Raw genomic sequence first — 26418 nt, forward strand, 5'->3', positions numbered from 1 at the left:
TCTCGTGCAGATCGCTGAACTCAACGGACTAGCATGGAGCGAGGGGATTGAACTCGACGGCCCGAGTCTTCCGGGTGCAGCGAGGGCGCTCTAGGGAGGTACGGCTCGCCTAGATGGAGAGGGCGACCAAAGTATAAGGCAGGTTAGCAATGCTGCCAGTCGGAAAGCGGGTCCCCACGGGTCCCATCTGTCTCTCTTTGAAAAAAGGGGTGGGCAGCGAAGCTGCTTCCCCGCTCACGTACCTGCAGGAGGCCTACGCCGGCGCCCGTCGCGGGCGCCGGCTATGGAGGTAGCTGTGCCCACGGACACAGCCGTTCGCGCCCTACGCCCGGGCAGCGGCGCCAGTGCCGCTACCCCGCAGCATGCTGGCTGTCCGGTTCAAGCAAGCGAAGCGCCTTGTACACGCTGAAATGTATCCGAGTCTCGTTGTCTAGGACTGCCCAGAAACAGCGCGTCCGCTTCATGTCTCCTGGCTGAATTCCCCGAACGAAACCCTGCACCGAGCGCCCCTGTAGCTCCGCCTGCTTGTCAGTGCGCAGGGCGAGCAAGTCGTAGAGAATAAGTACGTCCAAGCCGGTAACTTCCGACCCGATCGGTCCTGCGTTGAGGATCGCGCTGACCCGCTGCCGGGCCAGGTCCTTGGTTGCGAAGCTCTCACGCCCAAGGCGGTACGTTCTAGCCATGGGTCACCTCCGTTGATGAGAAGGCTTGCTCCAGGCCGCTCATAGCAGCCTCTCCGCCTCGGACTGCCTGCGTGTAGTGACCCAACGTGACGTTCGCATTGGAGTGGCCAGCCAGTTTCGCCACCAAGCCCACCTCTACGCCCTGCGCTTGCAAGGTCGAAATAAAGCTATGCCGCGCCGCGTGAGGGGTCACATAGGGCATCTTGAGCGATTCAAACGCCGGCACCCAGAACCGTTTACGGAAATTCTGGTAGAGCAGCGGACCACCACCGTCCTTGCGCGGCAATGGCCAAGGTTGCAGACGACCGGGGCCGGGAAAGACCCGGTGCAGTTTGCCGTCGGTGCGCGGGCAAATGAGACGCCACGCCAGCAGCATTTCCCGAAGGGTCGACGCCATCGGTATTTCCCGCTGACCCGCCTGGGTCTTGGTGGTCTCGGTGAGGCTGCCGTCCCGCTCCTGAATGCGTCGGACGTGGATGCGATTGCTGTCAAAGTCCACATCCTCCCACAACAAGCCCAGTTGCTCGCTAATTCGGGTGCCGGTGAGGAACGGAAAGGCGTAGTAGATGCCGCGATGCCTGTCGGTCTTAGCGTGGGCAATGAGCTTGCCCACCTGCTGTGGGGTCAAGATTGTCTTTTTTGCCTTCGCCCTGCGCCGGGCCACATTGGTCGGCATGGCAGGGGCTCGGACCCGATAGTCCTCCTCGCACAGCGCCAGCGCCGCATTGAGCATCGAGAGGGCGCGGTTGGCGGTGTACCGCCCCACCTGCTCCATGACGGTACGATGCCAGTTGCGAATATCCGCTGTGGTGAGAGCCGCCGTCGAGACTTCACCCAGCATCTTTAGCAACCGAGCGTCGCGCCGGGGCAGCACCCCCGAAACGGCGTATTCGGCGCGTTCCTGCACAGTGCCTTCGAGCAGCGGTCCGGTAATGGCCTTGGCGACGACACGGTAGCCGTACAGCGTCGAGGCTTTGACCTCGGTTTCCCGATTGCTCAAGAAATGCGCCACGGCTTCAGCGACCGTGGGCGCGCGGCTGGGATCGACATAGATTCCGGCATGCACCTTGCTGAGCAATTCGTTCTTGAAGGCTTCCGCCTCGCGCCGCGTTTCGAAGGAGGGGAGTTTACGCTGACCAGTATCCGGGTCGCGGTAGTTAGCAAACCAACGGATATGCTCGACGACGCGGCCGGTGGAGAGCTCGCGGAGGCGAACGCGCTTGGTGATAGAGACATCGAAGGGTTTCATTGCGTTTAACCTGTTGTGAATTCAACCAAAAACAGGAAAACACGGGCGACATATTGCGCACAATTTCTCGGCACCCTGGCGTGGAACCACGAAGGAACCAGGTGGCCTCAAGCGCTATTCGCAGCGTGTTTTCGGAGGTTCCGAGGCCCCGCGGTTCGGGGCCTCGCGGAGTTCAAAGGCGGTTTTGGATTCCACGCCCATTCGGGTTGAAATCGCGCGGTGGCGTGGTGGCAGCGGTGGCACGCACTACGGGGCGCGCAGCGTACACACACGGCTACCCACTACACATAGCTCCTTCCCTGGGGGGAAGTGCCACCCCCGCCACCGCCACCCTAGAAAGGGTAGGGGTCAGCAGGGTCGTCTGTGTGGCCCTCTGGTAGTGGGCGAACAAAGCCCCGAACGGTCTTCCCTTGCATCTTGTACTTCGTTGCTTCCCATCCAAGGGTTTTCATAAGCCCTGTGACTCGCTTGGCGTGTCCGCTGTGCTGCCGCTCGACGTCGAGACCTAAAACAACGGTCAGCAAGAAGGTGGTTGCCACGCGGACCGTGGCGCCGGCAGCCGTGCCGTTCACCTCCGAGAGTTTTTCGAGCCACGGATCGTCTTCCAGACGTTCTTCCTGCTCAATGGCAGCCGAAGCCCAAAGTTCTTCGGGGAGTGAGATAGGCTCTCCCTGCGCTTCAAGCCTCGCGGCTTCCGCCCAAAGTTGGTCCCTATCGCGGCGCAGCGCTTCCAGGTCGATTGCACCGGTTTTGACGGGCAAGAAGCGACGGTTCCCTGTGCGGTCTTTGAGGTACTTTGCTTCATTGGTCGTGCCTACAAAGATCGCCTGCCGACCACGCCTCTCAGCAAACCGACCATAGGACATGCGGGCTTTGTCAAATTGTCTCGACGCGAACGCTTTCGTCTTCTCTGCTTCGCTCTTGCTTAACCCTGACATTTCGCTGAGCTCGTAAATCCAGACACCCTCCATCGCCTCCATTTGCTCTCGTTGGCCGAGAGTAAGGATTTCGTTGTCAGCGTGGTTGTCGGGGCCGGCCAGAATTTGAAGTGCCGTCGACTTTCCGGATCCTTGCCTGCCTTCCAGAATCACAATGGTGTCGAACTTGGTTCCGGGCTGGCGAACACGCCGAACCGCCGCCACAAGCATGAGCACCCCAATAGCGCTATTGAGCTCGGTATCAGCCGCGCCAAGATACGTGGGAAGCCATCGGCCTACACGCGGTACACCGTCCCAAATCAGGCTTGCGAGCATCTCCCGGATTGGGTGAACGCCGTTGTCCAGACATAGTTGGGCAACCGCGTCCCTCACGTTGTCGGCCTTGGGATCGAACCCAAACTGCTGAATGATCATCCCGCGTAAAACTACGCAGAGGTCGTCACTCAACTCCCCTTGTTGTTCACCGAGTGGAACACCGCTCACCATCTTCCGGTGGCGAAAAAGGTCGTGAGTGAAACTCAGGGCCGATCGCTGCAAGGCAACGACTGTATTTCGCATTGTGGGCTTTGGAATGCCGCCCCGATCCCCGTCCGGCCAGCCGCCAGACACGGAAGTCAGCGCAGACCGCGCCTGCTTGAGGGCGTACTGCTTGGGGTTCCGTTTTTCGAGGACGGACTTGGCGATGCCATAGCACGGGTTGATCAGAACACCGGCGATGGTCGCATCCGTACAGCCAGCACGAGCCAGGTCACAGGCGACGCGGAATACGGCTTCGCTGCGTGAACGGAAATGAGCGGTTTCGCTTCCGATGGGATGAGCTGGGTCGTCGCCGTACTCAATGAGCGAACGGGTGACTGCGGACACCGAGCTCGGCAAAACATCTACACCAGCCTCCGAGACATCCTCATCTTCTATGTGTGCAGCGTCGCTGTCTGAATGCGGAGCCTCAGCGAAGTCGTCGAGCGAGTAGCGACGTTCCCAATTGGCCTCAACCACAAAGGCGACCGTTGGTGTGCGCCCAGCGGCTTTCTTCTTTGCGTTGGGAACATTGATCGTCCCTGGCACACGCATAATTCGGTCAACGTTGTGGCAGTGGTCTCCCCCTAGATCGGCAGCAAGCTGCATGTTGCAGCGCTCCACGCGATCAAGATCCTCGGGAGCCTCCCGGAGTGCCCAAAAAGCTTGATACCCGCCGCCAGAAAAAACAATCACGCTGGGGCGCGGCACAAACTGCCGAATACGTTCTAGCGATGACGCATCATCCACGTCGACATGAAGAAAATGGGCGCGGGCAACCTGCTCCTTTTTGACCTTCGTGTCGGCGACGCCAGCAAGCGGCTCATTTACGTGGAAGTATACGTTCGCCTCGCCTTGCTGTTGCTCTATCCAAGCAGACATGTTGGCCGGTTTATTCACTTCGAAACTGCGGGCTGTAACTTTGCCGGCGATACTGATCGCAGCAAGGTGGGCTAGCCGGTCTCCATGAACCTGCTGCAGGAACGCAACGGCTGAATCGGTGTCGTGCTGCATCACACCCCTCCAACACGACTGTCGTTGATCAAGGCAACAACTTCGGAAAGTCGTACGAGGCGGCGGCTGTTGTAGACTCTATAAGTCGGGATGATCCTTTGACGCGCAGCGCGTTGGATCTTGAAATACGGCAGTCCGAGGCAAGCGGCGGCTTGCTTGAGAGTAATAAAAGCTTCAGGCGAAGAGGCCTGGGCGTTAAGGTCTTCGTGTTTGGTCATTTCGACACCTTGAATTTGCGGGGTGCCGATGCGCATCGACGTAACAGGCTTGAACCTGGGCGACACGCGACGATTGGTCGACCTAGACAGCAGCTAATCAGGAAATTTAGGTAAGGGCGGTAAGTCGTCGCCCTCTTGAGCACAGAGCGCGTCGAAGTCCCCGCGAGGGAAATTCTTACCCTGGAATGTGCTCCTTAGTTCTCCCGACTTCGTGAGGATTTTTTCAAACCACCCGTCAGGATACCTTGAGCGTATCGCAGCGTCTGTTTGCAGAGACCGGAGCAGCTCACCCACGTCGTGGTCTGCCGCTTCCCGCTTCAGCCTTGCAAACTCAGGTATGGAGAACACCCGAGCGAGCCATCGCCGATGTAAGTCAGAAGCCCGGGCTTCTCCGCTCCTCTTCGCGGCCCTTTGAACCGCCAGCGGATCAGCATCATCAAAGATGTAGGTGGCTAGCATGCCATGACAGAACATGAGCTTGCCCCACTGCTGCACAAACTCTATGGACAAGTCTCGGCGTGTTATAAGCGCCTCTACCTGGGGAAGAAGCTCGTTCCCTAGCCGGTAGTAGAAATCCCGTTGGTCCATCTCATCTGATGTCCCCCGGTAGGCCAGCACCAGGAATGCAGGTGTCCGCTCTTCCAGAGCCTCTTGTTTGGACTGTAGGGGGTAGTCCTCGAGCACATGTCGCGCGAACTCAAAGTTCTGTTCGACCATCGCCCAGAAGTGATCTTCGTCAACAGGAATTGCTGTTGCTGCCTCATCATACATGAGCCGTCGTCCTGTGAGTGTCGCCCCCGGTTCGCGCGTCCGCGTAGCTGGCCCGACCGAAAAGCTGAAGTATGCTAAAGACCGGCACTAGTGCTTTGTAGCCAGATCTCGTCCAAAGATTCTCGAACTCATGCTTGTGGTGCTGCTCACCAGATAAGCAAGTGTCCGATCCTGTTGAGGCGGTTCACCCTATCCTCGTAGTCCGGCATGATCGTTTCTAGCAACCGCCAAAACCGACCAGAATGATTGTGCTCAAGAATATGGCACGCCTCGTGAGCAATAACGTAGTCGACCAATGGCATCGGTGCCATCACCAAGCGCCAGTTTAGGCGGACGCGGCCCTGTTCATCGCAACTGCCCCAGCGCTTCGATTGGTCAACGACTTTCACAGGTGGTGTTGGAATGCCGAGTGTCTCTGCGATCCTTCGCGCACGTAGAGGAAAATGCTGAAGCGCTCGCGCTCGATACCAATGTTTGAGACCACTGCGGACGGCGGCGCGCTGAACGGATGCATGTCCATTCGGCAGCACCGGAGCGACAAATGTCGAACCTCTGGCTGCAATCCGAGTCGTGACGGCGGTTTCGTCGGGAATGAGCTTCAAGCGATACTGGCGGCCGAGATAGTGGAAGGTCTCGCCACTCACAAATTCCTTTGCAACCGGCTGTCCCCCAAGTTCGCGGTAGGCCGCCTGTTTGCGAAGCAGCCAAGCGCCTTTCTTTCGAACGATGCCAAGGACGCGCTCATCATCCAGGTCTGACGGTGCGAGAACGCGCACTCCATCGAAGCCAACCGATATCGCCACAGTTTTCCGGCGTGCTGTCCGCTCGATCAGGAACGCAAACGTTTCTCCGCCAAAGACGATGGAATGCTGAGCGGCGTCCGTCATCCCGCATACCTCGCGCGGGCGACATCCATGATCTTTGCCGTCGTGGCCTCGACCTTGTGCGCATCCAATCCTAAGCTACGCAACTGCTCCTTGATGGATCGACGCATCTGCCGCTGCACGTCCTCCTTGTGGTGCCAGTCGACGACTTCGGCATACTCCTCGAGTGCCTTGGTGATACCGGCAGCGCTCCGGGAGCGCTCGGCGTCGGGTATGTCGGCGTCGATGAAGGGCAGGATGGCGGCAGCCGTTCCGGTTAGACCGTCGCTCCTGCCCGCCGCCCCCGAACGAATATTTGCGGCTTGCCCGACCATTGCTTCAAGCTGCGTCAAAGCGCTGGCTGCGGACACGCGAGCTTCCCGCCTGTCGTTGACGATCCGCTCCAACTGCTCCCAAAGCGAGGCATAGGCCGTGGGGTTTTCGTCGCGGTGGACGTGGATTTCCTGGCGGATGGCGTGCTCGATCTCTGCAGCTTTGGCGTCGCTCGACCGCAGGCTTTCCAGATGCGGACGGAAGGCGGGGTCGAGAATATCGAACTTTACCAACAACTGCTCGACACCGGTCACCGCGAGATGGCTGGTGATGATCTCGCTGACTTTCGCGCCGTAGTCCTTCGGGTCGAACGGCTCCTCATGATAGGCGCGGCGGGCGAGAACGCGAATGCGCGACAGCCATTTCAAGTCGGATGGATAGGGTTCTTCCAATGCCTTTGGGTCAGGTAGGACCATGTCCATGGCTTCGGCGAAGCGCAGGAAGTCGAGTTCGAATTTGGCGCGAACGTCATCCGGACGCAGCAGTTCAACGCATGCGGTATCGTCCTGACGGCTAAGGCCTTCGAAGAGCCGAATGGCGGCCCGGTGCCGACTTTCCAGAAGCTGGATTTTCTCGGACAGCGGGCGAAGCGCGCTAACTATGCCATCCTCGTCGGAGAACATATCCAAGGCATCGGCGATGCGCCGGTTATCTCCCCAATAGTCCACAACCAGCCCATAGGTCTTGCCGTCAGCGGTGCGGTTCACGCGAGCAATCGCCTGCAAAAGCGTGTGCTCGCGCAGAGGCGCATCAAGATACAGAACCTGCTCTACCGGGGCGTCAAAACCGGTCAGCAGCATGTCGCAGACGACCAAGATTTTTAGCGGATCGTCGCGCTTCTTAAAGCGACCAATCAAGGTGTCGCGGTCGCGCTTGGATAGGTGATGGGCTTGCAGCCGGGCGCTGTCATTGTTGGATGCGGACATGATAAGCGCGCATTCGGGCGCGCCAAGCCGCTCCAATGCCTCGACGTAGGTGACGGCGACATCGCGGCTAGCTGTCACGATCTGCGCTTTGAACCCGTTCGGTTCAATCGTGCTTCGATAGTGCTCGAGAATATCTTTGGCGATGGCCTCAACGCGAACCGGCGCTCCAGCTAGCTTCTCCTGAAGGCCGGTGCCACGTCTGAGTTTTGCAATCTCGTCTTCGGATAGTTCCGGGAAAGCTGCCCGAACTTCCCGTTCAAAATCGCGTCCGTCGATTCTAATGCGGGCATCGCGCATCTCGTAATAGATCGGGACGGTCGCTCCATCTTTCACAGCCTGATCGATCAGGTAGCGGTGCAGATAATCGCCGAAGACCTCGCGGGTGCTGCGGTCCTTTTTGTCGATGGGCGTGCCGGTGAAGGCGATCATGCAGGCATTGGGCAGTCCTGCGCGCATCCGAGCGGCAAGCGCGCCATATTGCGTCCGGTGCGCTTCATCAACCATGACGAAGACGTTCCGCGCTTTGGAAATGACCGACGAGCGTTTCGGCACGGCGCTGTGAAACTTATGGACGGTGGTCAGAACCGTAGTTCCAGCGCCGCCCGACAGAGCGTTGCGCAGCGCGTCTCCGCTTTCGGCCTGGATGGGGTTAGCAAATCCTGAACGCTGGAATTGTCCAGTGATCTGGTCATCAAGGTCGGTTCTATCCGTAACGATGACAATCGTCGGATTTTCAGCCTCGGGAAGGCGGCGCAGCTTGGTCGCCAGAAACACCATCGTCAGCGACTTGCCGGAACCTTGGGTATGGTGGATGACACCACCACGACGTTGCGGGTTGGACGCGGTCCGGATCCGCTCTATCGCCTTGCCAACGGCAACGAACTGCTGGTAGCGCGCCAGTTTCTTGATGCGTCGCCCATCGATGGTCTCGAACATAACGAAGTTGCGAATGAGATCGAGCAGGTTGGCCGGGGCGAGAAGTCCAGCGAGCAAGATGTCTTGCCCGGTTGGTGTTCGGCCCAATTGTGCCGCGAGCGCATCGAGCGTAAGCGGATAGGGGTCTTTCCACTCAGCCCATTGCCGGGCAGGCGTCAGCGTCGTGCCATACTTCGCCACGTCGCGCGCCAGTGCGATGGAAATCTGCGCCGTCTCGAACAGGCGGGGTGCACCAAGCCCGGCGAATTCATCCCGGCTTTCATAGCGGCGGAACTGGCGGATCGCCTCACCCATCGGGTCTGCCAGCGACGGCGATTTACATTCGATGGCCGCGAGCGGGAGACCATTCACGTAAACGACTATATCGGGGATAATGTCCTGACGCGCGCCCTTGATGGCGACTTGCCGCGCGAACTCAAATGTATTGGCGGATGGATCATCGAAATCGAAGAACCGCACATTGCGGTCCTGTCGCCTGCCGCTTTCAGTATGGGGGGCCGTTACGCCGTAGGTGAGGGCCGTATAGGCGCTCTCGTTGGCCTCCATCACATCGACGGCGGTAACGCGCGTGACAGCCGCAACAGCGCGGCGAACGCCGTCCTCGCCCAGCCAAGGATTGAGGCGCTTCAGGCATTCGGTAAGGCGAACCGTCAGAACCGGCTCGGTTGCCAGCCCGTCACGCAACCGCCGCACGTCGTCAGGAGACAACGGTCTATAGTCGAACAGCACCCGCAGCAGGTCCGCCGCCGGCTCCTCTACCCATTCGCGCTCAAGCTGTTCACTGGTCTGGTTCATGCAGCTTGTCCGGCTTTGTCACGATGCCGCGCAATCATGCTGTCTGGAAGGCGGATCCGACCCGAGAGCAGTTCTTGCGCAAGCGCCTTGCGGTTCTCAATCAGGGCGGTCAACGTGCTTCGCTCTTCTTCAATCCGCTGGTCGAAGGCGACGCCGACCTCGCCGATCTTCTTCTGCTCAGCCAATGGTGGCAGAAGAATTTGCAATGCCTTGAAGGTTCCCATGTAGATGTCAGGCAGGACGCTCCCTGCGACAAGGCGCTGCCACTCACGCGGCATGTGCCGGAATACCTGTTGAAGGTAGTATGGATCGAGCTTGCCTCCGCAAATCCAGTTCGCGAAATGCTGACTAGTACACATCTCGCGACCCATTACAGAAGCAAGACCGACGTTTGCAGTTCGCTGAAGCACAACAGTTCCTGCCGGAAGCATGCGTGCGGATGAGTTAGCTAAGCCCAAGGGTCCAATGGTTTCGGCTGTCTCCGAGATGGTCACTTTGGTGAGTGCATCGGCATCTTGAAGTGAGATCCAAGGAATGTTGCCGGCCCAATAGGTTGGCTCCTTCCGGTCAGGCGTATGACCGCTTTCGAGCTTGGCTACCTTCGTCAGTGTAACGAGGTCCCAATCTGCCGGGATATGAGTGATCCCCTCGGCTACTCGTCCAAGCACCCAGCGTGACGGTAAGGGCTTTATCGGCGCTTTCTGGCCCCGAATGCCGCGCGTCAGCAACTCGCGCATGGTCGCGTGCTTGGCGTTGACTAGCGCCTCAATCAAAGCCTCAAGGGAGGTGATAGCCTGTTCCACTGAGCCCAAAACTTCCGCAATCGCACGCTGTTCAGCGAGCGGAGGGATGGCGATCTGGACAGTCTCGAAGGCATCATAAGGCGTAAGCTTGCGCTTGCCTTCCAAATTGCCCCCTTGGCTCAACGCGTCGTATCTCGCGATCATGCGCGGCATTCGAATGAGAGTTTCTAAGTAGTCAGGGTCCGCATTCGCGGTGTGACGAAATACGTTATATGCAGGACTGATGATCCCGGGAGCGCTGCCGTGATACCGACCGATAGCACCATAGTAGAGCGCCATCGGAGCCAACCCGAACTCACCCGGCTCGATAACCCGATAGCGGGAAACGTCCTCGCTCGCGATTTCCTTGTCATAGGTCAGCGACTGCGGGACAACGCCACGCTTTGCGACGCTCAAGACTTCAAGCTTGTCGCCAACTCCAAGCCGACGGTCGACCGCCTCGCAAAGGTCTTTCAACCGACCTTCTCGCCAGCCTTTAGGCACCTCAACCGACATAACCCATCTCCTTGAGAAGGGCGTTCATGCGGGCCGCAGCTTCGTCCCGTACCTTCTCAGCGTCCCACAGCTTGGCAAGTTCGGCCTGCACATCGATTGGCTTTTCGGGCTCAAGCGTGTCGATGTAGCGGGAGATGTTGAGGTTGAAATCGTTCTCTTCGATCTCCTTCATGTCGACGATGCGGCAGAAGCGATCCTCATCCTTCCAAGAATTGAAGGCATTGACGATGCGCGTGATGTTGCCTTCGCCAAGGATGTTCTTTTTGGGCCGCTCCTCGAATTCCTTCGCACCGTGGATGAACAGGACCTTACCTTTGCGCTCAGGCGCTTTCGCCTTGTTGAGGATCAAAACGGTTGCGGGAATGCCGGTGCCTGCGAACAGGTTTTCCGGCAGGCCGATAATCGCCTCGAACAGATCGGCCTTCAGCATCGCCTCGCGAATACGGCCGTCGCCTGAGCCGCGGAATAGCACGCCATGCGGCATCACCACACCGCATACGCCCTTGGCGTTGAGCGTGGCCACCATGTGCTGAACGAAGGCTAGATCGCCCATGTTCTTCGGGGGAATGCCGTAGATGAAGCGGTTGTGGCCCTTCTTCTCGGTGTCGCCTGAGACGTCCTCCGCACCCCAGCTATCCAGAGAGAAGGGCGGGTTGGCGATTACGCGATCATAAAGGAACAGGTTGCCGTCCTGATCGAGCAGGCGCGGATTGCGGATCGTATCGCCCTTTTCAATTCGCGCATCGCGCAGCCCGTGCAGCAGCAGGTTCATCTTCGCGATGGCCCATGTGCCAAGGTTCTTTTCCTGTCCATGCAGCGTGATGTTGAGTGCTTCACCCAGCCGCTTACCTTCAAGCTTTGCCACATGCTCAGCAACCTGAACCAGCATGCCACCTGAGCCACAGGTGGGGTCGCTGATGCGCATGCCGGGCTTGGGGTCCAGCAATTCGACGATGAGCCGCACGACATGGTGCGGGGTATAGAACTCGCCGCCTTTCTTGCCCGCGTCGTCTGCAAATTTGTCGATGAGATATTCATAGGCGCGCCCTAGCATGTCCGGCTCGGACAGCGACGCGTTCGACAGGTCGATGCGCGAAAAGTGGTCGATTAGGCGGGCCAGCACGCCTTCGCGGTTCTTGGCGTCGCCAAGGCGAGATGCGGAGTTGAAATCGATATTGGCCAGCACTCCTTCAATGGAGGGGTTGGCATCCTCGATAGCGTCGCAAGCCTTGTTGAGGTGGTCGCCAATGTCTGTCGTCAGCTTTTTGATCGACGACCAGCGCGCCCGTTCAACCAGAAAGAACTCATGCTCGTCGGGGTCGCTGTAGGCGACATCCTCCGGCAGACCCCGACGGATAGCCTCCTTGGCTTCTTCTTCGAAACGATCAGAAAGCCGCTTCAGGAACAGAAAGCCAAAGATGTAGATCTTATAGTCTGAGCTATCGATGGAGCCGCGCAGGATGTCGGCGGATTTCCAGAGATGATTTTCCAGTTCAGCACGTGTGAGTTTAGCCATGTTTTCCTCAATGGTTCTGGTTGTTGCCAAACAGGCGAGCGTCAATCAGACGCCGCGCGAGTGAGCGGCGGATTTCGGCGGCCTCCAGGGCGGTGCGGTAGGCGATTTGCGTATCCTTAACGAGGGCGGCGATGCGCTCTTGTTCGTTCAGCGACGGCAGACTGATTTCGAGCTTGGCAAGGTCTTTCGGCGACAGGGATAGCAGCGTCGTTGCCCCTCTTCGCAAAACCTCGATCTTTGGGCGAAAGACATCGCTCGATAGGATCGCAAACAGCGCACCGCCCGTCACATCGGGGCCGGGTCGCACGACGATGATGTTCGCACTGGCAATGGCTCCTGCTGTCTCATCGCCCACGAGGCCGAACTTCAGCAGTGTCCCACGCCCGGTGACGAGCACGTCGTCAGCCTGAACCGCATAGCTTATAGCTTTGGAGGGGGACGAAAAGCCCACGGTGTCCAGCGCTTCTCGGGCGGCCACAGTGCCATCCTGAAGGTCACGGACGCCGATAACTGGCAGCCTTTCACCCGGACGGACCACCGTTTCTTCGCGCGACACCCCGACCCCAGCAAAAACGTCTGCTACGTCGAGCAGGCGTGCGCCGGTGCGGCTTGAGGCGACTGTTTTCTCTTGCTTTTTCATGCGCCAAAGATAGCCGTAGCACGTTACACCGTCAAGAAAAAACCGAACCGTAACAGGCTACGGCGCTCATTTATGGGATTTTATGTTGACTATCCGGCGCCTCTCCCTCATATAGGAGGTGTCAGGCCAGAGTCTGACGATGAAAACACAGGAGAAATATATGGCATCACGTGCGAGGCCGAGCGGCCTCACCATCACCGAGCGCGATGCGGCGCTCATAAGAGGAATGATCGAGCGGGGCGACCGCCATCATGATATCGCAGCGTTCTTCGGCCTCAATCAGGGCCGGATCGCTGAAGTAAAGGATGGAACGCGGTTTCCTGAGGTTCCGCCGGCGAGTCCTGACGAACTTCCGCCGGAGGGGCCGTATCTGACGCCGAAGGCAACGTGGATGGAAAACCGACTGGTCTCGTAAACCAGCCGATTTCCGAACACTTGGGCCGAAGCCCGCTAGGCATGCTTGAACACCATTACCCTAGCTGGCCCCTTCTTAAAGATCAATGACCCGGCGCTTCGGACGGGTCTCATTTCCGGCCCAAGGAGGGCCAGTTACATGTTTGAAATCCTTCGCGCGAATGCAGGCGGATACTTCTGGCGCCTTAAGGGCGCCAATGGCGAAACCCTATGCCACTCCGAGGTGTACACCTCCAAACAGGCGGCTGAAACTGGCATTGCGGCGGTGAAGCGCGTGGCGCCGACCGCTCCTGTCAACGATCGTACTTAGCGGATCTAGCGCAACACCCGATCATCCCAGGTGGTCGGGTGTTTCTGTGTAGCGTTACGTGTCGCCCTGGGGGAGATGCAACGTCTAGAAGTCGAAGTCAGCAAAGAGAGACTTGGCAAGGTCCCGCATCCTTCTGCTGGAGCTCTGTTCTAGATCCAGCACAACAATTTCTACTTCCGGCGGCTTGCCAGACAGTCTGTCATCAATTGCCCGGGCAGCTGTTCTGACGTCACTCACAGTCGGGAGGTGGAATAGCAATGCAATCTCGAACTCACCCCGCCCCACCATCCTCCGAACTTTGGAAAAGTCCGCTCTAGCATCGGACAGGGTCTCGAACACCTTTCTGTTCGGCGGTTCGATCTCGTCAGTTGCGTATCGCACAAACACGAAGGCCTCTGAAACTCAGCTAGGACCTCGAAGAGGTTGCCTCCTAGTTACCGCGGGGTCAATCGGGATGCCTTCTACACCGGTGAATCAAATCTGTTGAGCTTGTTCCGCGGGGGGGCGCTCGGAACACTGAGATGAGGGGCGGTCATTTCCAAGCTGAGATGCTTCAGCCATGCTCATCGGTCGCTTGCAACCGAGGTCACGGCCTAGAACGCGAACGGTGCAGTCCAGCAAGTTTGTCTAGCTCAGCAACAGACGCCCAACGAATCTCTCTCATGGATCTGACCCCGCGACCTCTTCAAGCGACGGTCGAGTGAAGGCAATGCCCTCAAGTACGTCTTCAGCCGCTGAGCGGAGCGATACGTTAGCCGCAGGCGTGGTGGCCGTGTACAAGAGTTCAATGTGGGCTGATCATGCCGCAGGGATGGAAGCTGTTCACCACACAGCGAAACTAGCTGAGTCATCATGGCCAACGAAGACAAATCGGACCGCGATTTTGCGATCGCGGAATATCAGCCGCTGCGAGAAGAGGTAAATCGAACAATTGACCGGATGACCAATAATGAACTCGCGTGCGCCGGGTTCGTTTTTGCTCTCATCCTTTTTCAAATGTCGCCTGCGGAAGGGGCATTCTTGCCTCAATTTATACTCGGGCCCCTGGCTGCTACTCTCGGCCTAGTGGTCGCCCTTGTGGGTGAGGGGCGCTCGAAAGTTTTCAGGCGCCATCTTGATCAGGTAGATGATTATCTGGCGCTACTCGAACGGAGGGTCAGTGACGACCTAGGTTGGACTAACCACTACCGGGACAATTACAAGGCGGCAGACGACAAGCGCCGGATAGGCAGCCGTATCATTCTCTGGCACGTCCTGAAATTCAGCGCGCTGCTTAACTTCGTCTTCCAGTGCGCTTACGCCATTCTGATCTAAGTTCCATGTTTGGATGGCGGAAGCCGGGCGCTTGGTGCGCACTAGACGTGATGCGGGCCAGCCGCACGCTCGGGCCACCATCTCTAAGGCAGTCGTCGCTCCAGTGCGCAGCAGTTCAGCTGGGTGGCACCGCGCCGTGGACCATTCGAGGTCTTAAGAGCGCGACTACCTCCGCACCTGTTCAATGACCTGGACGTCTATGGTTGTACCCTGCTGGCAGAACGAAACTTCAGCGATCCTGCCTTCTACCCGCACTGTTTCTCCTTCGAAGATGCGGCCAACGTTTCCTGTCAGGGTATAGAGCTGCCCGCTATGGTCACGCAGCGCCTGGCATTCTACGCCTTCGTCAGTGATTGTCCCAACGACGGTTATTCTGTTGGGCGGAGGAGCAGGAGGATCAAGCCGTCGAACCCTGACCACCTCAAGCGTCGTGCCCTGCTGGCAAAATGAGTACTGAATAGGATTTGCAAGAAGCTGCACTCGCTCGCCGCTGCGACCGTAGCCGGCGTTGCCGACAAGCGTATAAAGCCGGCCATCGTCGCCCCGCATTGCTTGGCATGTGGCGCCCTCATCGGTGAGGGTTCCAACTACTGTGATAGTATTTGGTACACCCGGAGGGACTGGCAAGTCCGGCCCGCTGCCTGCATGACGGCTTGGAATGCGGATCACGTCTCCCACGCGAAGGATGTTCGGATTGCCTAGGTCACGGTTAGCCGCGATCAGCGCCCGCAAGCTAACATTGAAGCGTCTAGCTATGATCGAGAGCGTCTCACCCGGTCGGACTCTATGAGTACGCACAAGCGACGAGGTTGGGCTCGGCTCATCTGGTGCTACCCGTCCAGGTAACCGGAGAGTCATACCGAGCTTTATGTAGTTTGGGTCTACCAAGTTCGGATTAGCGCGCAGGATCTCGGAGATCGACACGCCACACCTCGCAGCGATGCGAAAAAGGGTATCGCCAGGCTGCACTCGAACCGATGTGCCACAAGAACTCTCCGCAAAAGCTGGAGAAATCCAGCCACCCGGAATGGCACCCAACAGAGCCACCAGCACACTGGCACGAACGAGCTTTATCAACATGGTGCTGCTCCACGACTGCCTGCAAGGACGAGGGTGCCATTGTGGTGGCTGAACTGGACCTGAATGTTCGAGTTGAAGTGTTATCATCGGCGTGAAGTTTCGAAGTCTCGACCGGGCGATCTCTGAACAGCTGACTGCACACTTCGCGAGCGAACGTCACGTGGTGTGTGTTGGTTCTGGTGGGAAGCTTTTCGTCCGTGACCTGACGCAACCCGCTCAGGTTGCAGCCGGGTTGCAGTCACCGCAGTTCGCTGCCGTTCACGAGCTTCCGGCGTGGTTACACCGGGTACAATATCCGCATGGATTCCGGCGGCGCCTCAGGCTTGAACGGACGGGCACCAGAGTGCACTAGGGCGTACGCTGAAGCACTGCGTCGACAGCACAATCCCTGCCTTGCCAAGGTTAGGGTCGTGGGTTCGAATCCCATCGCCCGCTCCAATCTTCCCAAGGCCGGCAAGCCTTGAGAAACAAAGGGTCCTTCGGGACCCTTTTTGTTTTTCCGGGCGCTTTGCAAGTTGCTGGTTGAAGTCGAGGGTTACACGCCGGTTACAGGCAAAATGGAAAGCGCCTATCAGTCGCCACGCAGCTACGAACGCGCCTGTGCGATCATACTTAGTTTAGCCAAGAACTCCTGGACAGCACCCGCATTACTCTCCTGCTGGGCCCAAATCTCATAAGTCGCGTGCGTTAGGATCTTGCGATCCACACCGATAGCGCCAGCGACTTGCTTGAACGCGTCGTGGTAGTTCCCGCCCTCCGTGTCAGATAGCCCGTTCGAGAGAGAATCTTCAGACACGCCTACTCGCGCTGCGATCTCCGGGACGTTTCGCCTCATCGTCTCGAGCAATTCTGTCTCGATCGGACGGCTGAAGGGCAAGAAGACAATCTCGTGAGGTGTTTCCCAACTTGAAGCTTCTTGCTTCATGTCACCGTCGAGCACCCCTAGGAACAGGGCACTCTTGATGGCCGGAACGAAGTCCAGCCTTTTCCCTATTGCTCCAGCTCCGTCCGGTTCAACAACAACCTCAAGGTTGACCAGCCCAGGAAGCTCCGCTTGTCGGAAGAGGTGCAAGAAAATTTCCTGACCCACTTCATCTTCGACAAGTGCGACAATTGTGCGAGAGGGCGTGAGTCCAAGATAACTAAGCACCTTTGCTTTGGTCTCGTCGTTCCCCGAGATTCTGGCTAAATTTTCATGCTTGCGTATGGCGATCAGGTTAGTCGATTCAAGCTCAGACGCCACGGTCGCAGCATGAGTGGAAAGGACTATTCCTAAGTGCTTTTGAAGGGCAGCCTTCGCGATCAAGCCGAAGATCGCCCGGTGGCTAACTGGAGGCAAGAATGCCTCAGGCTCCTCTAGGATAAGCACCCCATAAGATTCAGCCCTCTGGAGCGCCCATGCTAGATAGAAGGTTGAGAGTTCACCGGTTGCCATTGTGGTTGAGTCATAGGTGAGCTCCCCGACTGTTACCTCGAATAGGGGTACTATGCTTTCACCGACCTCAATCTCGTAGAACCCAACAGAGGAATATACCCTCCTGCAAATCAGGGAGAGTGCGCTTACAGTTTCCCCGTCAAGACTGCCTCGCCCGACACCCTCCTTCAGCACATCGATGTCCTGGTCTCGCAGAGCGGCTTGGATGTCTGTGGTACGATTTTCAAGCCCTACGAATTGAACGCCCGTTCCGAGCCCCTCCCAATCCTCATCGGGAGCGCGCCGCCCAACTGTTCCATCAAAAGTATAGGTTCCGGTCGGGAGAGCGACTTCCACTCGAACGCGGGCACCACTCAGGCGCTTCAACCCTCTTGGTTGCTCTGCTTCCGAAGAGCTTAGGGCATAATATAGAGATTCCAAGAAAGCCGTTTTGCCTACGCCAGTACCACCACACAAGGCTAGGAAGCCGGTTTGGGGGGCAATGTCGAGGTCTCTGAAGCCGGTAAGCCCGCTTATCGAAATCCGTTGAATCGATGGCGCGGCAGCTATGTTGCGTTTTGCCAACCTGCGGCGCAGATCCGAGAGCTCAGCGAGTTTCAACGGCGAGCTCCCACCGTTTGGCTAGTAGCGCTTCCTCCATCGCCCGCTCACCCACGTCGCTCGGGAGGTTGCCTAGTCGTTCAATAGAATCGCGGATCGTCGAACGGCGTTCATAGATTTGCCAATCAACCGTGCCGGGGTAAAGAATAGCTATTCCACAGTTGAGGCATAGATCTCTTAGTAGTACCGAAGTTACATCATTAACGCGAGAGGAGGCGCGGTCGTTGAATATAGATAGGCTTTCGTTGAAAGCCCCTCTTTGTGAAGTTGGCAGTGATGAAAGCAGTAGGTCTTGCTGATCGTCGATGCTTTTTCGCGAGCCTGACCTCATGTTCTCGAAAATTAGATAGTAAGATGAGAAGTCGGGCAGGAAATGTGCATTGGGAGAATAGGTGTCCACATAGAAGTACAACCACGAAAAGAGGCTCGCCTTGTTCAAGCGCGCTGCAACCTTACCCTCTGAAGCAAGGCTAGCTATGGCGTGAAGTGCCTGCGAGATCGATCTCATAATCTCGTCAGGAAAGGGTTTGCCGTGACGATAGCGTCGCTCTAGTGAACTGGCGGTCACCTTCGCTGACAAGCTTCCGTGCTCGAGCACCACTGCCAGGCGAGATATCGCGTCATCAAAGTTCATCCGGGCGTTCGAGAAGCCGATACTCCTGGAGCCCAGATCGTGTTCGAAGTGATCAACGACGAACCGAACTTGGTTGCGAGGCGCTCCGACGAGCGCGTTCCGTTGTTCTGCCGCCGTTAGCGCTGTCAGCTGGTTCAGCCTAAAAAAGAGTTCCCCAGGTTCCTCTGATGTATAGTCTCGCAACCGGATGATGCTGATCGGGAACCGATTGAAGCGGGCGCGGACCCGATCTGGGAGCTGCGAGTACTTCATCCCGTGGAGGGCTGAGATGCGGTCGTCGGTTGGCTCAATCCTTCCGTCAATGGCGAATTCGTCCGCCATGAAAGAGAGAACTGCCTGCAGTCGCTGTTGGCCGTCCAGGACTTCCTCGCTGTCCAGGTCATCGTTGACTACGATATGGATGGCTGGAACATACCATTCCCGTAGTATCGAATCGATCAGACGTACCTTCTTCGGTTCGGGCCAGACCTGACCTCTCTGGAAGTCTGGCTGAATGTCGAGTCGCCCGTCACGAATTTTCTCCACCAGCGAGAGAATGTCAGTCGATGACTGATCTACACGCATTGCTCAGACCTGGTCCTCACCCATAGCTTACCAACCATGCCGCCAATAGCTGGCTGAATCCCTAACGTGGGATGCCCCCATTCGACGTACTACTGCGCGCAGCCGGACAGCTCGCTGCTTCAGACCCGTAGGGTAAGAGCAGCAGCTACCCTCGCTTGTACCTATTCGCAGAGAATCGATGCGGAGGGCGTTACGCGCCCTGTACCTCTTCTAATCCCGAACGCAGGTGCCCGAGAAGAATTGCTTCCCGTTGGTCATGACAAAGCGGACAGGCTCATTCCAGATTTCAATTCGCATCATGTTGAAGGACGCGTCGGGTCCAGGCAGGTGCGCGATTAGGTCCCACGCTGAGCTACCGGGTCGCAGCACTGTCCAGAAAAGTTGCTGGCCTTCGGTACTAAACTCCCCGGTTTCCGCATCGAACTGGAATTGATTGTAGTCCTCTATGAACCAGTCTGCCCAGTGGTCCCGTAAAAGGCGGCCGTCGTCATTTACCGACACGCCGTCATACATCGTGCAGGCGTAGGTGCCCTTACCTTTGGGGTTGTCCGGGTGAGGGAGCATATCGAAATCGTCCGCTACACCAGCCGTAACCCCGATAAGAGCGACCGAAACAAGAGCTGTAACCGCACTGGAGCGCACCCCATTTTGACCGGACAGGCGGCATAGCCGATAAGGCATAGGCATGCGCCTATGAGTACGACTATGTCCAAGAGTCCCGACGAGCCGTTTCGACGCGTCGAAGTCATCACCTCCGTGCAGCGCCGGCGGCGCTGGTCCGTCGCCGAGAAGGTGCGGCTGGTGGAGGAGGCCATGCAGCCGGGAATGAGCGTGTCCTATGTGGCACGACGCGCCGGCATTTCCCCGTCCCAGCTCTTCGCCTGGAAGCGCCGCATGCTCGAAGGCGGCCACGCGGCGGTTCAGGCCGACGAGGATGTTGTTGGCGCCTCCCAGGTCCGCGAGTTGGAGAAGCGTGTGCGCGATCTCGAGCGCATGCTGGGCAAGAAGACGATGGAAGCCGAGATCCTCAAGGAAGCCCTTGATCTCGCGCGCCCAAAAAAACGGACCTCGCCCTTGCTGTCGTGGAGCAATCCAGAGGACGATACCCAGTGAGTGCCATTGCCCGTACGCTGGGCGTCTCCAGGTCCAACCTGGTCGAGCGTGCCAGCAAGCCTGCCAAGCCGCGCGGGGCTTACCGCAAGGCCGATGATGTGGTCCTTCTTGCCGAACTGCGGCCGATCATCGACCAGCGCCCCACCTATGGCTATCGACGGGTGACAGCATTGCTCAACCGGCAGCGGCGCAAAGACGGCAAGCCCGTGGTCAACGCCAAGCGCGTTCTCAGGATCATGCAGCAGAACGGCCTCACCCTTCAAAAGCATACGGCTCTGCGGCCTGCCCGCACCCACGATGGTGTTGTCGTTGCCCTGCGCTCCAATATCCGGTGGTGCTCCGATCATCTGGAGATCCATGCCCGCAATGGCGAGGTGGTTCGCATCGTCTTCGTCATCGATGCCTGCGATCGCGAGATCATCGCCTGGTCGGCCGTTGCCAATGCCGGCATCTCTGGCGAGATGGTGTGTGACCTGATGATCGCGGCTGTCGAGCGCCGCTTCCGCACACTCAAGGTCACACACCGGCTCGAATGGCTCTCCGACAACGGCAGCGCCTATGTCTCCAGGCAGACAGCACAGGTGGCCGCGGCCCTGGGCATTGACCTGCTCTTCACCCCGGTTCGAAGCCCGCAGAGCAATGGCATGTCCGAGGCTTTTGTCAAAACCCTGAAGAGGGACTACGCCTCAACCGTCATCCTCCCAGACGCCGACACAATCCTGGCCTTGCTGCCCGAATGGATCGACGACTACTGTGAGGTCCACCCGCACTCCGGCCTCAAGTACCACTCACCACGCGAGTTCCTGCGCCTCAGTGCCTAAACCCAACCGCCGCCTGTCCGGTGAAACGGGGTCCACTCCACGCACGTACTCGCACGTAGATCGCCTCCGCATACGTAACGAGCATTATAATGCGTCGCGATAACGAGCACAATTTTGCTCGTTGTGCTGCATGGATGTGCGGCGCGTCATTGGAGCGAATGTGCGAAGGTATCGGTTACAGGCCGACCTCACGCAAGCGCGAGTCGCCGAGCTGATGGGCGTCGACCGCGCCTACGTTAGCGCGTTGGAGCGAGGGCAGAGAAACCCAACGGTCCTAAGTCTCTGGAACATAGCAGAGGCGTTGGGCGTCCACATCGCAAGCCTATTCGCCGAGGATGTGCTTCAACTAGATCAGGGTAGCCGGGGCAAGCGGGCGACCAAAGCACCGGTCAAAGCAGTCAGGCCTTGAGTGATATTAGCCGGGAAGCGGGTCCCCCCGGGTCCCATCCACCTGTTCTCGAAGAGGGGGGAGGGGCAGCGAAGCTGCCGCCGCAGCACAGCTGCGGGAGGCCTACGCCGGCGCCCGTGCAGGGCGCCGGCTATAGTAGTAGCTAGGGGCCCAGCTACGGCGGTCCCGTGCCGGCGGGCGCACCTGGCACGGTATGCAGTGGGGCCCGGCTAGGTAGCTACGGCCAGGCGGTGACTGGCTTCGATATTCTCGATAGCCTTCTTGTAGCTGAAGTCGGTGGCTGTTCCGTCTTCGAACACCGCCCAGAAACAGATCGTCCACTTCTCCTTGCCGGCCCGGTATCGTCGCTCGAAGCGGACCACTTTCTTGCCTGGGAATTCGGCCTGCTTGTCAGGGCGATTTAACCAGAGCACCTCCACAAACTCAGAGTCTGCTCCCTCCACGATGGTGCCCGCAGGACCATCATTAAGGATCCTAGTGCATTCCCGTAGTGCTGCGGCCTTCCAGGGAAACATCCGCCCAGCGATTGTCAGTTGAGGCCCCTTAGCCATGAGTCACCTCCGTCGATGAGAAGGCTTGTTCCAGGCCGCTCATTGCAGCCTCACCGCCACGGACCGCCTGCGTGTAGTGGCCCAAGGTAACATTGGCATTGGAGTGACCGGCCAGTTTCGCCACGAGCCCGACCTCGACTCCCTGTGCCTGCAGGGTTGAGATGAAGCTGTGGCGCGCCGAGTGCGGGGTCACATAGGGGAGCTTCAGCTCATCAAAGGCGGGCACCCAGAACCGCTTGCGGAAGTTCTGGTACAGCATGGGCCCACCTCCATCTTTGCGAAGCAAAGGCCATGGCTGCAGCCGGCCCGGACCAGGAAAGACCCTGTAGAGTTTGCCGTCCTGTCTCGGACAGACCAAACGCCACGCGAGCAGCATTTCGCGCAGGGTAGGGGGCATGGGAATGTCCCGCACGCCCGCCTCGGTCTTTGTTGCTTCCGTCAGGCTGCCGTCCCGCTCCTGAATGCGCCGAATGTGGATGCAGTTGTTGTCAAAGTCGACGTCCCCCCACAACAGGCCCAACTGTTCACTGATGCGGGTGCCTGTGAGGAATGGGAAGGCGTAGTAGATGCCACGATGCGTGTCGGTCTTGGCGTGGGCGATGATCTCTGCCACCTGCTGCGGCCCCAAGATCTCCTTCCGGACCTTGTTCCGCCGTCGGGCGACATTTGTCGGCAGTGACGGCGCTCGCACGCGAAAGTCCTCCTCCGCCAGCGCCAGAACTGCCCTGAGCATTGAGAGTGCCCGGTTCGCGGTGTACCGCCCCACCTGCTCCATGACGACACGATGCCAGTTACGGATCTGTGCGGTGGTGAGGTCGTTGAGCGGCACGTGCCCGAGCATTTGTAGTAGTCGAGCGTCTTTCCGCGGCAACTCGCCGGTCAATGCGTATTCCGCGCGTTCTTGCTGCGTCCCCTCCAGTAGGGGGCCGACAATGTTCTTGGCCACGACCTCGTAACCGTGGAGGGTCGACGCCTTCACCTCGCCTCGCCGGTTCTCTAGGTAGTGCCGGGTGGCTTCGGAGACTGTCGGAACCTTGTTGGGGTCCACGTAGGTGCCGGCATGGACTTCGCTTACGATTTTTGCACGGTACGTTTCGGCGTCACGGCGGAGTGGAAAGAACAGTTGGCGACGACGGCCAGTGTCGGGGTCGATGAATTGGACTACGAAGCGCTGCATCTCGACAACCCGCCCGTCCGCCAACTTGCGACGGCGGTTGCGCTTAGTGATCTTGGGATCGAACATTTCTTCTAACCTGTTGTGACTTCAACCGAAAAAGGAAAACACGGCCAGGATGTCCGGCACAATTTCTGCTGTGCTTCGCCAGTAACCACGGTGCAACCCGTGGCATTGGAGAGGCCCCAAAGCCGTGTTTCAGGGTTCGAGATGCCCGTCCGACGGGCACCTTGGAGTTGTTGCGGCGCCAGTAGATTTCATGCCCATTCGGGTTGAAATCGCGCTTGGCGTCCATGAGGCTGAGACGGACGGACGGACGCACTACAGCGCGGGTACAGGGTACATGGTGCCCCCGGCAGGCACATCTATCCCCATCCCATGGTGTGTAGGTGTCCGTCCGTCCTGCTAGTATACTGGTCCTCTCCAGGATGCTGGAGCCTCTTCAGGCAAGTAGAAGATCGGGATGCCTAGCGCCCGTTTCTTGCCTAGCAGTCGAAACTGTACTGGGTTCGGCGGCGTGAAAGACCCGTCGAGTTTACGGAGTGCTGTTTGCCACGCCCGTTGTGCCCAGGATGTGCCGTGGAACACCTCTTCCAAGCCTGGCGCCCCGTTGGCTATGTAAACACCCTCATGTTCGCCACCCAAGATGACGCGAATGCCCAAGGGGGAGACGACGCGTTCTGCATCAAGAACATCGTTGAGACGTCCTGCCTGCCCCTCCCTCAAGCGGGCGAGCCAGTGGCCTAGCGGAAGACCGTCCACAACATGTGACAGAAGGTGATCAAAACACTCCTGCGCATCATCCCGGTAACCCTCTAGGGCGTGCCGTTCAATGGTCGACGCATATGCAGTAGCGAGTTCCTCTGCTTCCTCATTTGTTGGGGTTCTCTCGTGAAGGGCAACAAATCCTGCCCCAAGCAAGATGCTCATATTCTGACGGTGCCGCCGATCCCCTGTCAGGTGGAGGTCAATAGCATCGGCGGACGGCTGGACGAGATGAGCGAGTTTGATCATGTGAGAGGCCCACGCGGAGCCGGTTGCCCGGAAGTACGCTTCGTCCGATGCGATACGTCGTGATTTCTCTCGGTCGTTGTCGTGCATCTGGAGCTCGAACATAGATATTCTGGATTGATCGGCAGGAGACATGCCGCGCGGATTGATAGCGCTGAACAAGAACGTGGTACGGAGGCTGAAGCTCATAGCTTTGCCCTCAGGTGTGCCCCTGAGGACTGGTGTGTCCGCTGACGATGCACTGCGGGCCAGCCGGAGGATGTTTTTTAACGTATAGCCATTTTGGTCGCTCTCGAACTCGTCCAACAACACGGGCAAGCTATCGGGGCCAAGAGTTTGCCTTATGCCCGCCTCGGTACTTTGCCCATCAGCCGAGATGGCGAGCGGGCTCAGGATGATCGAGGCCACCGTGTGGATAGTTGTCTTGCCTGATCGCGCAGGCCCATAGACAAACGCGTGGGGCCTCCAAGAGAGTGCGCCGCAAACTGGTGCCATTGCCAGCCAACCAAAAAGCAACGCTGCGTCCAGCGGGTTGCGCCATCTGTAGAGATCCAGGTGATCTCGCAGCCGTTGAACGTCGAATTGTGTGCCGCTATCCAGAGAAATGCTCTCAAAGCACAGGTAGAGGTATTTGGCGCTGTTGACCGGTTGCCCCAAGTTGACGACGACCACACCGTCCTCGAGCCACACCCCGCGCCCACGTATCCGCACCGGGTTGAATGCACCGGCGCGTCGACAGGCTTTTATGAGCGCCTCCCCTGCCGCCCTGAAATTCGTTGATCCCGGCTTTCTACCCGGGTACCTGGTCGCCCAGAACGCGGTTTCAGCCAGTCCCAAAAGGTACTGTTCGGCAAGAAGTTGCTGAGCTGTTGCTAGCACTACTATCTTGCGTACTGGATCAAGGAGGGCGTAGTGCCCCTCCTTAGTGAATCCCAAGCGCTTTGGGCCCGACAGCCCCGGATCATAGCCCCTACCTAACTGGATAGGGGAGGTGATGGTACCGCGGTGCGGGCAATCAGCACAAAAGCGCTCGCCGCCAAGTTCCGATATTGTGGCGCATGTGCGGGGCCCAGCCTCGTCCAGTGCGCGCTGTAATTTCCGGTTGGCCTCGCCGGGGTTATAGGCAGCGTGCCGCGCACTGTACTCATGGAAGATGCGTTCACCGTCTCTGCACCGAGCTGTAACGGACGCAGTCGCATGCCAAGTAGGCTCGTCGGCGTTCGCCGCACCTTCGCCAGTGTAATAGCGATACCAAGGACATTCCTGCTGAACGAGAGTGTGGTCGCCCCGCGGAAACACTGGTGTGCCACGCTTGTCGTCCGTGGGCTTGAATAGTTCCTGCTCCAGCTCCGTCACTGCGATATGGTTCTGGGGATTGTACTCGATCACAGCAACGCGCTTCGGGGCGCCGGATTTGTGATTGAAGGTCTCCGGTACCCGAAGCACACGCGCGAGATCGCTGACGTTGTCGATCTCGTACCCCGCGCTTTCAAAGTGCTTTGCCAGCTTGCGCGACAGAACCCGAAGTAGGTTCTGAGCCCGCAGTCTGTCATGACGGTTCTCGATTAAGAGCGGTTTGTCGAACTTGAAGAGAACATGGAGTCCATTTCCGCTGTTCTGGACGAGGAAGGGAGCGAAATCGAACGACTGTAGTAAGCCGAGCGCGGTGACAGCATCCGGCGGGTAGCGCTTAGCGCTATTCTTCGCTTCGGCGAAGTCGATATCTGCAAAAGCACCAGGGACCATCATAGCTGTGTCGCTGGTACCGCGCGAAGTTGCACCGAGCCCCGCCGGCTGCGTGCTCAAACCAATGTAAAGGTCTTCCGCCTGTCTCCTTCTCTCAACGTCTTGGACAAGCCTGGAAATGTCCTTCGGCCCGTAGGACGCAGTGGCCTTAGTTTGTTTGCTCCAAACCTTCAGCTGGCCATCGAATGAGGCACCCCAGAAGACTGCCAGGAATTCGCTCAGGGAGAACTTCATTGTTGCCCCCCTTGGCGAGAGGAGTCGATGTATGTCAGGACTTCAGACACGCGTACCAGCCGTCGACGGCCGAAGGGCGTATAACTAGGAATGACGCCGCGTCTTACGGCGCGCCGGAGTGCCCACAGGTGGATACCCAGCGACTGTGCTGCGGCGTCAAGGGTGACGAGTTTTTCAATCAGATGATCAGGCATTTCTCTACCTTCAAGAGGCGGAGAAACGACGGCAAGCAGTGCTTGGGCGTGCAATCTCCGCCCCAGTTTTGGTGGGGTGAAAAATTGCAGCCGGCAGAGCTCTGCAGAACTTTTCGAC

Annotated in this window: 24 protein-coding genes; 5 read left to right on the plus strand and 19 right to left on the minus strand. The window is 58.4% G+C overall.

Annotated features, from left to right (window positions below):
• Positions 1-350: 350 nt before the first annotated feature.
• The 10 genes from ACFSX5_RS10550 to ACFSX5_RS10595 form a co-directional block, all read right to left on the minus strand.
• On the minus strand, positions 351-683 hold the full coding sequence (locus tag ACFSX5_RS10550) for a DUF3223 domain-containing protein (protein WP_386833340.1): 333 nt from the start codon (positions 681-683) through the stop codon (positions 351-353).
• Positions 676-1932 carry a tyrosine-type recombinase/integrase gene (locus ACFSX5_RS10555; protein WP_386833341.1) on the minus strand — a complete coding sequence of 419 codons (1257 nt, stop codon included), beginning with the start codon at positions 1930-1932 and terminating at the stop codon, positions 676-678. Before ACFSX5_RS10555 ends, ACFSX5_RS10550 begins: the two co-directional genes overlap by 8 nt.
• Before the next feature lie 332 nt (positions 1933-2264).
• Positions 2265-4400: a VapE domain-containing protein gene (locus ACFSX5_RS10560; protein ID WP_386833342.1), complete on the minus strand. Its 2136-nt coding sequence runs from the start codon at positions 4398-4400 to the stop codon at positions 2265-2267.
• The gene (locus tag ACFSX5_RS10565; protein WP_386833343.1) at positions 4400-4618 is read right to left on the minus strand and encodes a hypothetical protein; all 219 of its coding nucleotides are present in this window, start codon (positions 4616-4618) and stop codon (positions 4400-4402) included. Before ACFSX5_RS10565 ends, ACFSX5_RS10560 begins: the two co-directional genes overlap by 1 nt.
• Before the next feature lie 93 nt (positions 4619-4711).
• Positions 4712-5389 (minus strand): hypothetical protein, encoded by a 678-nt coding sequence (locus ACFSX5_RS10570; RefSeq protein ID WP_386833344.1) that lies wholly within the window; start codon positions 5387-5389, stop codon positions 4712-4714.
• A 146-nt stretch (positions 5390-5535) separates the two neighbouring features.
• Entirely contained in the window at positions 5536-6276 is a 741-nt protein-coding gene (locus tag ACFSX5_RS10575) for a M48 family metallopeptidase (protein ID WP_386833345.1), read from the minus strand.
• Positions 6273-9242, minus strand: a complete 2970-nt coding sequence (locus tag ACFSX5_RS10580) for a type I restriction endonuclease subunit R (RefSeq protein WP_386833346.1) — start codon at positions 9240-9242, stop codon at positions 6273-6275. The genes ACFSX5_RS10575 and ACFSX5_RS10580 overlap by 4 nt, the downstream gene beginning before the upstream one ends.
• Positions 9239-10540 (minus strand): restriction endonuclease subunit S, encoded by a 1302-nt coding sequence (locus ACFSX5_RS10585; protein ID WP_386833347.1) that lies wholly within the window; start codon positions 10538-10540, stop codon positions 9239-9241. Before ACFSX5_RS10585 ends, ACFSX5_RS10580 begins: the two co-directional genes overlap by 4 nt.
• Entirely contained in the window at positions 10530-12056 is a 1527-nt protein-coding gene (locus tag ACFSX5_RS10590) for a type I restriction-modification system subunit M (protein WP_386833348.1), read from the minus strand. Before ACFSX5_RS10590 ends, ACFSX5_RS10585 begins: the two co-directional genes overlap by 11 nt.
• A 7-nt stretch (positions 12057-12063) precedes the next feature.
• Positions 12064-12696 carry a restriction endonuclease subunit S gene (locus tag ACFSX5_RS10595; RefSeq protein ID WP_386833349.1) on the minus strand — a complete coding sequence of 211 codons (633 nt, stop codon included), beginning with the start codon at positions 12694-12696 and terminating at the stop codon, positions 12064-12066.
• Between the two features lie 160 nt (positions 12697-12856).
• Between ACFSX5_RS10595 and ACFSX5_RS10600 the strand changes: the two genes are divergently transcribed.
• Both ACFSX5_RS10600 and ACFSX5_RS10605 read left to right on the plus strand, forming a co-directional pair.
• A complete protein-coding gene (locus ACFSX5_RS10600) occupies positions 12857-13111 on the plus strand; it encodes a hypothetical protein (protein ID WP_386835692.1) in 255 nt (84 codons plus the stop codon).
• Between the two features lie 138 nt (positions 13112-13249).
• Positions 13250-13420 (plus strand): YegP family protein, encoded by a 171-nt coding sequence (locus ACFSX5_RS10605; RefSeq protein ID WP_386833351.1) that lies wholly within the window; start codon positions 13250-13252, stop codon positions 13418-13420.
• Positions 13421-13504: 84 nt separating this feature from the next.
• On the opposite strand, the gene ACFSX5_RS10610 is transcribed toward ACFSX5_RS10605, so the two are convergent.
• Positions 13505-13807 carry a hypothetical protein gene (locus ACFSX5_RS10610; protein WP_386833352.1) on the minus strand — a complete coding sequence of 101 codons (303 nt, stop codon included), beginning with the start codon at positions 13805-13807 and terminating at the stop codon, positions 13505-13507.
• A 465-nt stretch (positions 13808-14272) separates the two neighbouring features.
• Between ACFSX5_RS10610 and ACFSX5_RS10615 the strand changes: the two genes are divergently transcribed.
• A complete protein-coding gene (locus ACFSX5_RS10615; protein ID WP_386833354.1) occupies positions 14273-14734 on the plus strand; it encodes a hypothetical protein in 462 nt (153 codons plus the stop codon).
• Between the two features lie 165 nt (positions 14735-14899).
• Here the strand turns inward: ACFSX5_RS10615 and ACFSX5_RS10620 are convergent, their stop codons facing one another.
• The 4 genes from ACFSX5_RS10620 to ACFSX5_RS10635 all read right to left on the minus strand — a co-directional run bounded on the left by ACFSX5_RS10620 (position 14900) and on the right by ACFSX5_RS10635 (position 19728).
• The gene (locus ACFSX5_RS10620) at positions 14900-15814 is read right to left on the minus strand and encodes a LysM peptidoglycan-binding domain-containing protein (protein ID WP_386833355.1); all 915 of its coding nucleotides are present in this window, start codon (positions 15812-15814) and stop codon (positions 14900-14902) included.
• A 586-nt stretch (positions 15815-16400) separates the two neighbouring features.
• Positions 16401-17849: an AAA family ATPase gene (locus ACFSX5_RS10625; RefSeq protein WP_386833357.1), complete on the minus strand. Its 1449-nt coding sequence runs from the start codon at positions 17847-17849 to the stop codon at positions 16401-16403.
• Positions 17836-19047: a DUF262 domain-containing protein gene (locus ACFSX5_RS10630; RefSeq protein WP_386833359.1), complete on the minus strand. Its 1212-nt coding sequence runs from the start codon at positions 19045-19047 to the stop codon at positions 17836-17838. Before ACFSX5_RS10630 ends, ACFSX5_RS10625 begins: the two co-directional genes overlap by 14 nt.
• Positions 19048-19257: 210 nt before the next feature.
• Positions 19258-19728 (minus strand): hypothetical protein, encoded by a 471-nt coding sequence (locus tag ACFSX5_RS10635; protein WP_386833360.1) that lies wholly within the window; start codon positions 19726-19728, stop codon positions 19258-19260.
• 24 nt (positions 19729-19752) lie between these two features.
• On the opposite strand from ACFSX5_RS10635, the gene ACFSX5_RS10640 reads away from it, so the two are divergent.
• Both ACFSX5_RS10640 and ACFSX5_RS10645 read left to right on the plus strand, forming a co-directional pair.
• Positions 19753-20981 (plus strand): IS3 family transposase gene (locus tag ACFSX5_RS10640; protein WP_386833361.1). Its coding sequence is split into 2 segments (ribosomal slippage): positions 19753-20101 and positions 20101-20981, totalling 1230 coding nucleotides; the frame shifts between segments, so codons are not numbered across the junction.
• 130 nt (positions 20982-21111) lie between these two features.
• Complete coding sequence (locus tag ACFSX5_RS10645) at positions 21112-21390, plus strand: helix-turn-helix domain-containing protein (RefSeq protein ID WP_386833362.1); 279 nt, start codon at positions 21112-21114, stop codon at positions 21388-21390.
• A gap of 209 nt (positions 21391-21599) precedes the next feature.
• On the opposite strand, the gene ACFSX5_RS10650 is transcribed toward ACFSX5_RS10645, so the two are convergent.
• The 4 genes from ACFSX5_RS10650 to ACFSX5_RS10665 all read right to left on the minus strand — a co-directional run bounded on the left by ACFSX5_RS10650 (position 21600) and on the right by ACFSX5_RS10665 (position 26300).
• Entirely contained in the window at positions 21600-21941 is a 342-nt protein-coding gene (locus tag ACFSX5_RS10650) for a DUF3223 domain-containing protein (protein WP_386833363.1), read from the minus strand.
• Complete coding sequence (locus ACFSX5_RS10655; RefSeq protein WP_386833365.1) at positions 21934-23184, minus strand: tyrosine-type recombinase/integrase; 1251 nt, start codon at positions 23182-23184, stop codon at positions 21934-21936. The genes ACFSX5_RS10650 and ACFSX5_RS10655 overlap by 8 nt, the downstream gene beginning before the upstream one ends.
• A 336-nt stretch (positions 23185-23520) precedes the next feature.
• Positions 23521-26106: a hypothetical protein gene (locus tag ACFSX5_RS10660; RefSeq protein WP_386833367.1), complete on the minus strand. Its 2586-nt coding sequence runs from the start codon at positions 26104-26106 to the stop codon at positions 23521-23523.
• Positions 26103-26300, minus strand: coding sequence for a helix-turn-helix domain-containing protein (locus ACFSX5_RS10665; protein WP_386833369.1), 198 nt, complete (start codon positions 26298-26300; stop codon positions 26103-26105). Before ACFSX5_RS10665 ends, ACFSX5_RS10660 begins: the two co-directional genes overlap by 4 nt.
• Positions 26301-26418 lie beyond the last annotated feature (118 nt).

The organism is Devosia albogilva, assembly GCF_042685625.1.
Classification (GTDB): Bacteria; Pseudomonadota; Alphaproteobacteria; order Rhizobiales; family Devosiaceae; genus Devosia; species Devosia albogilva.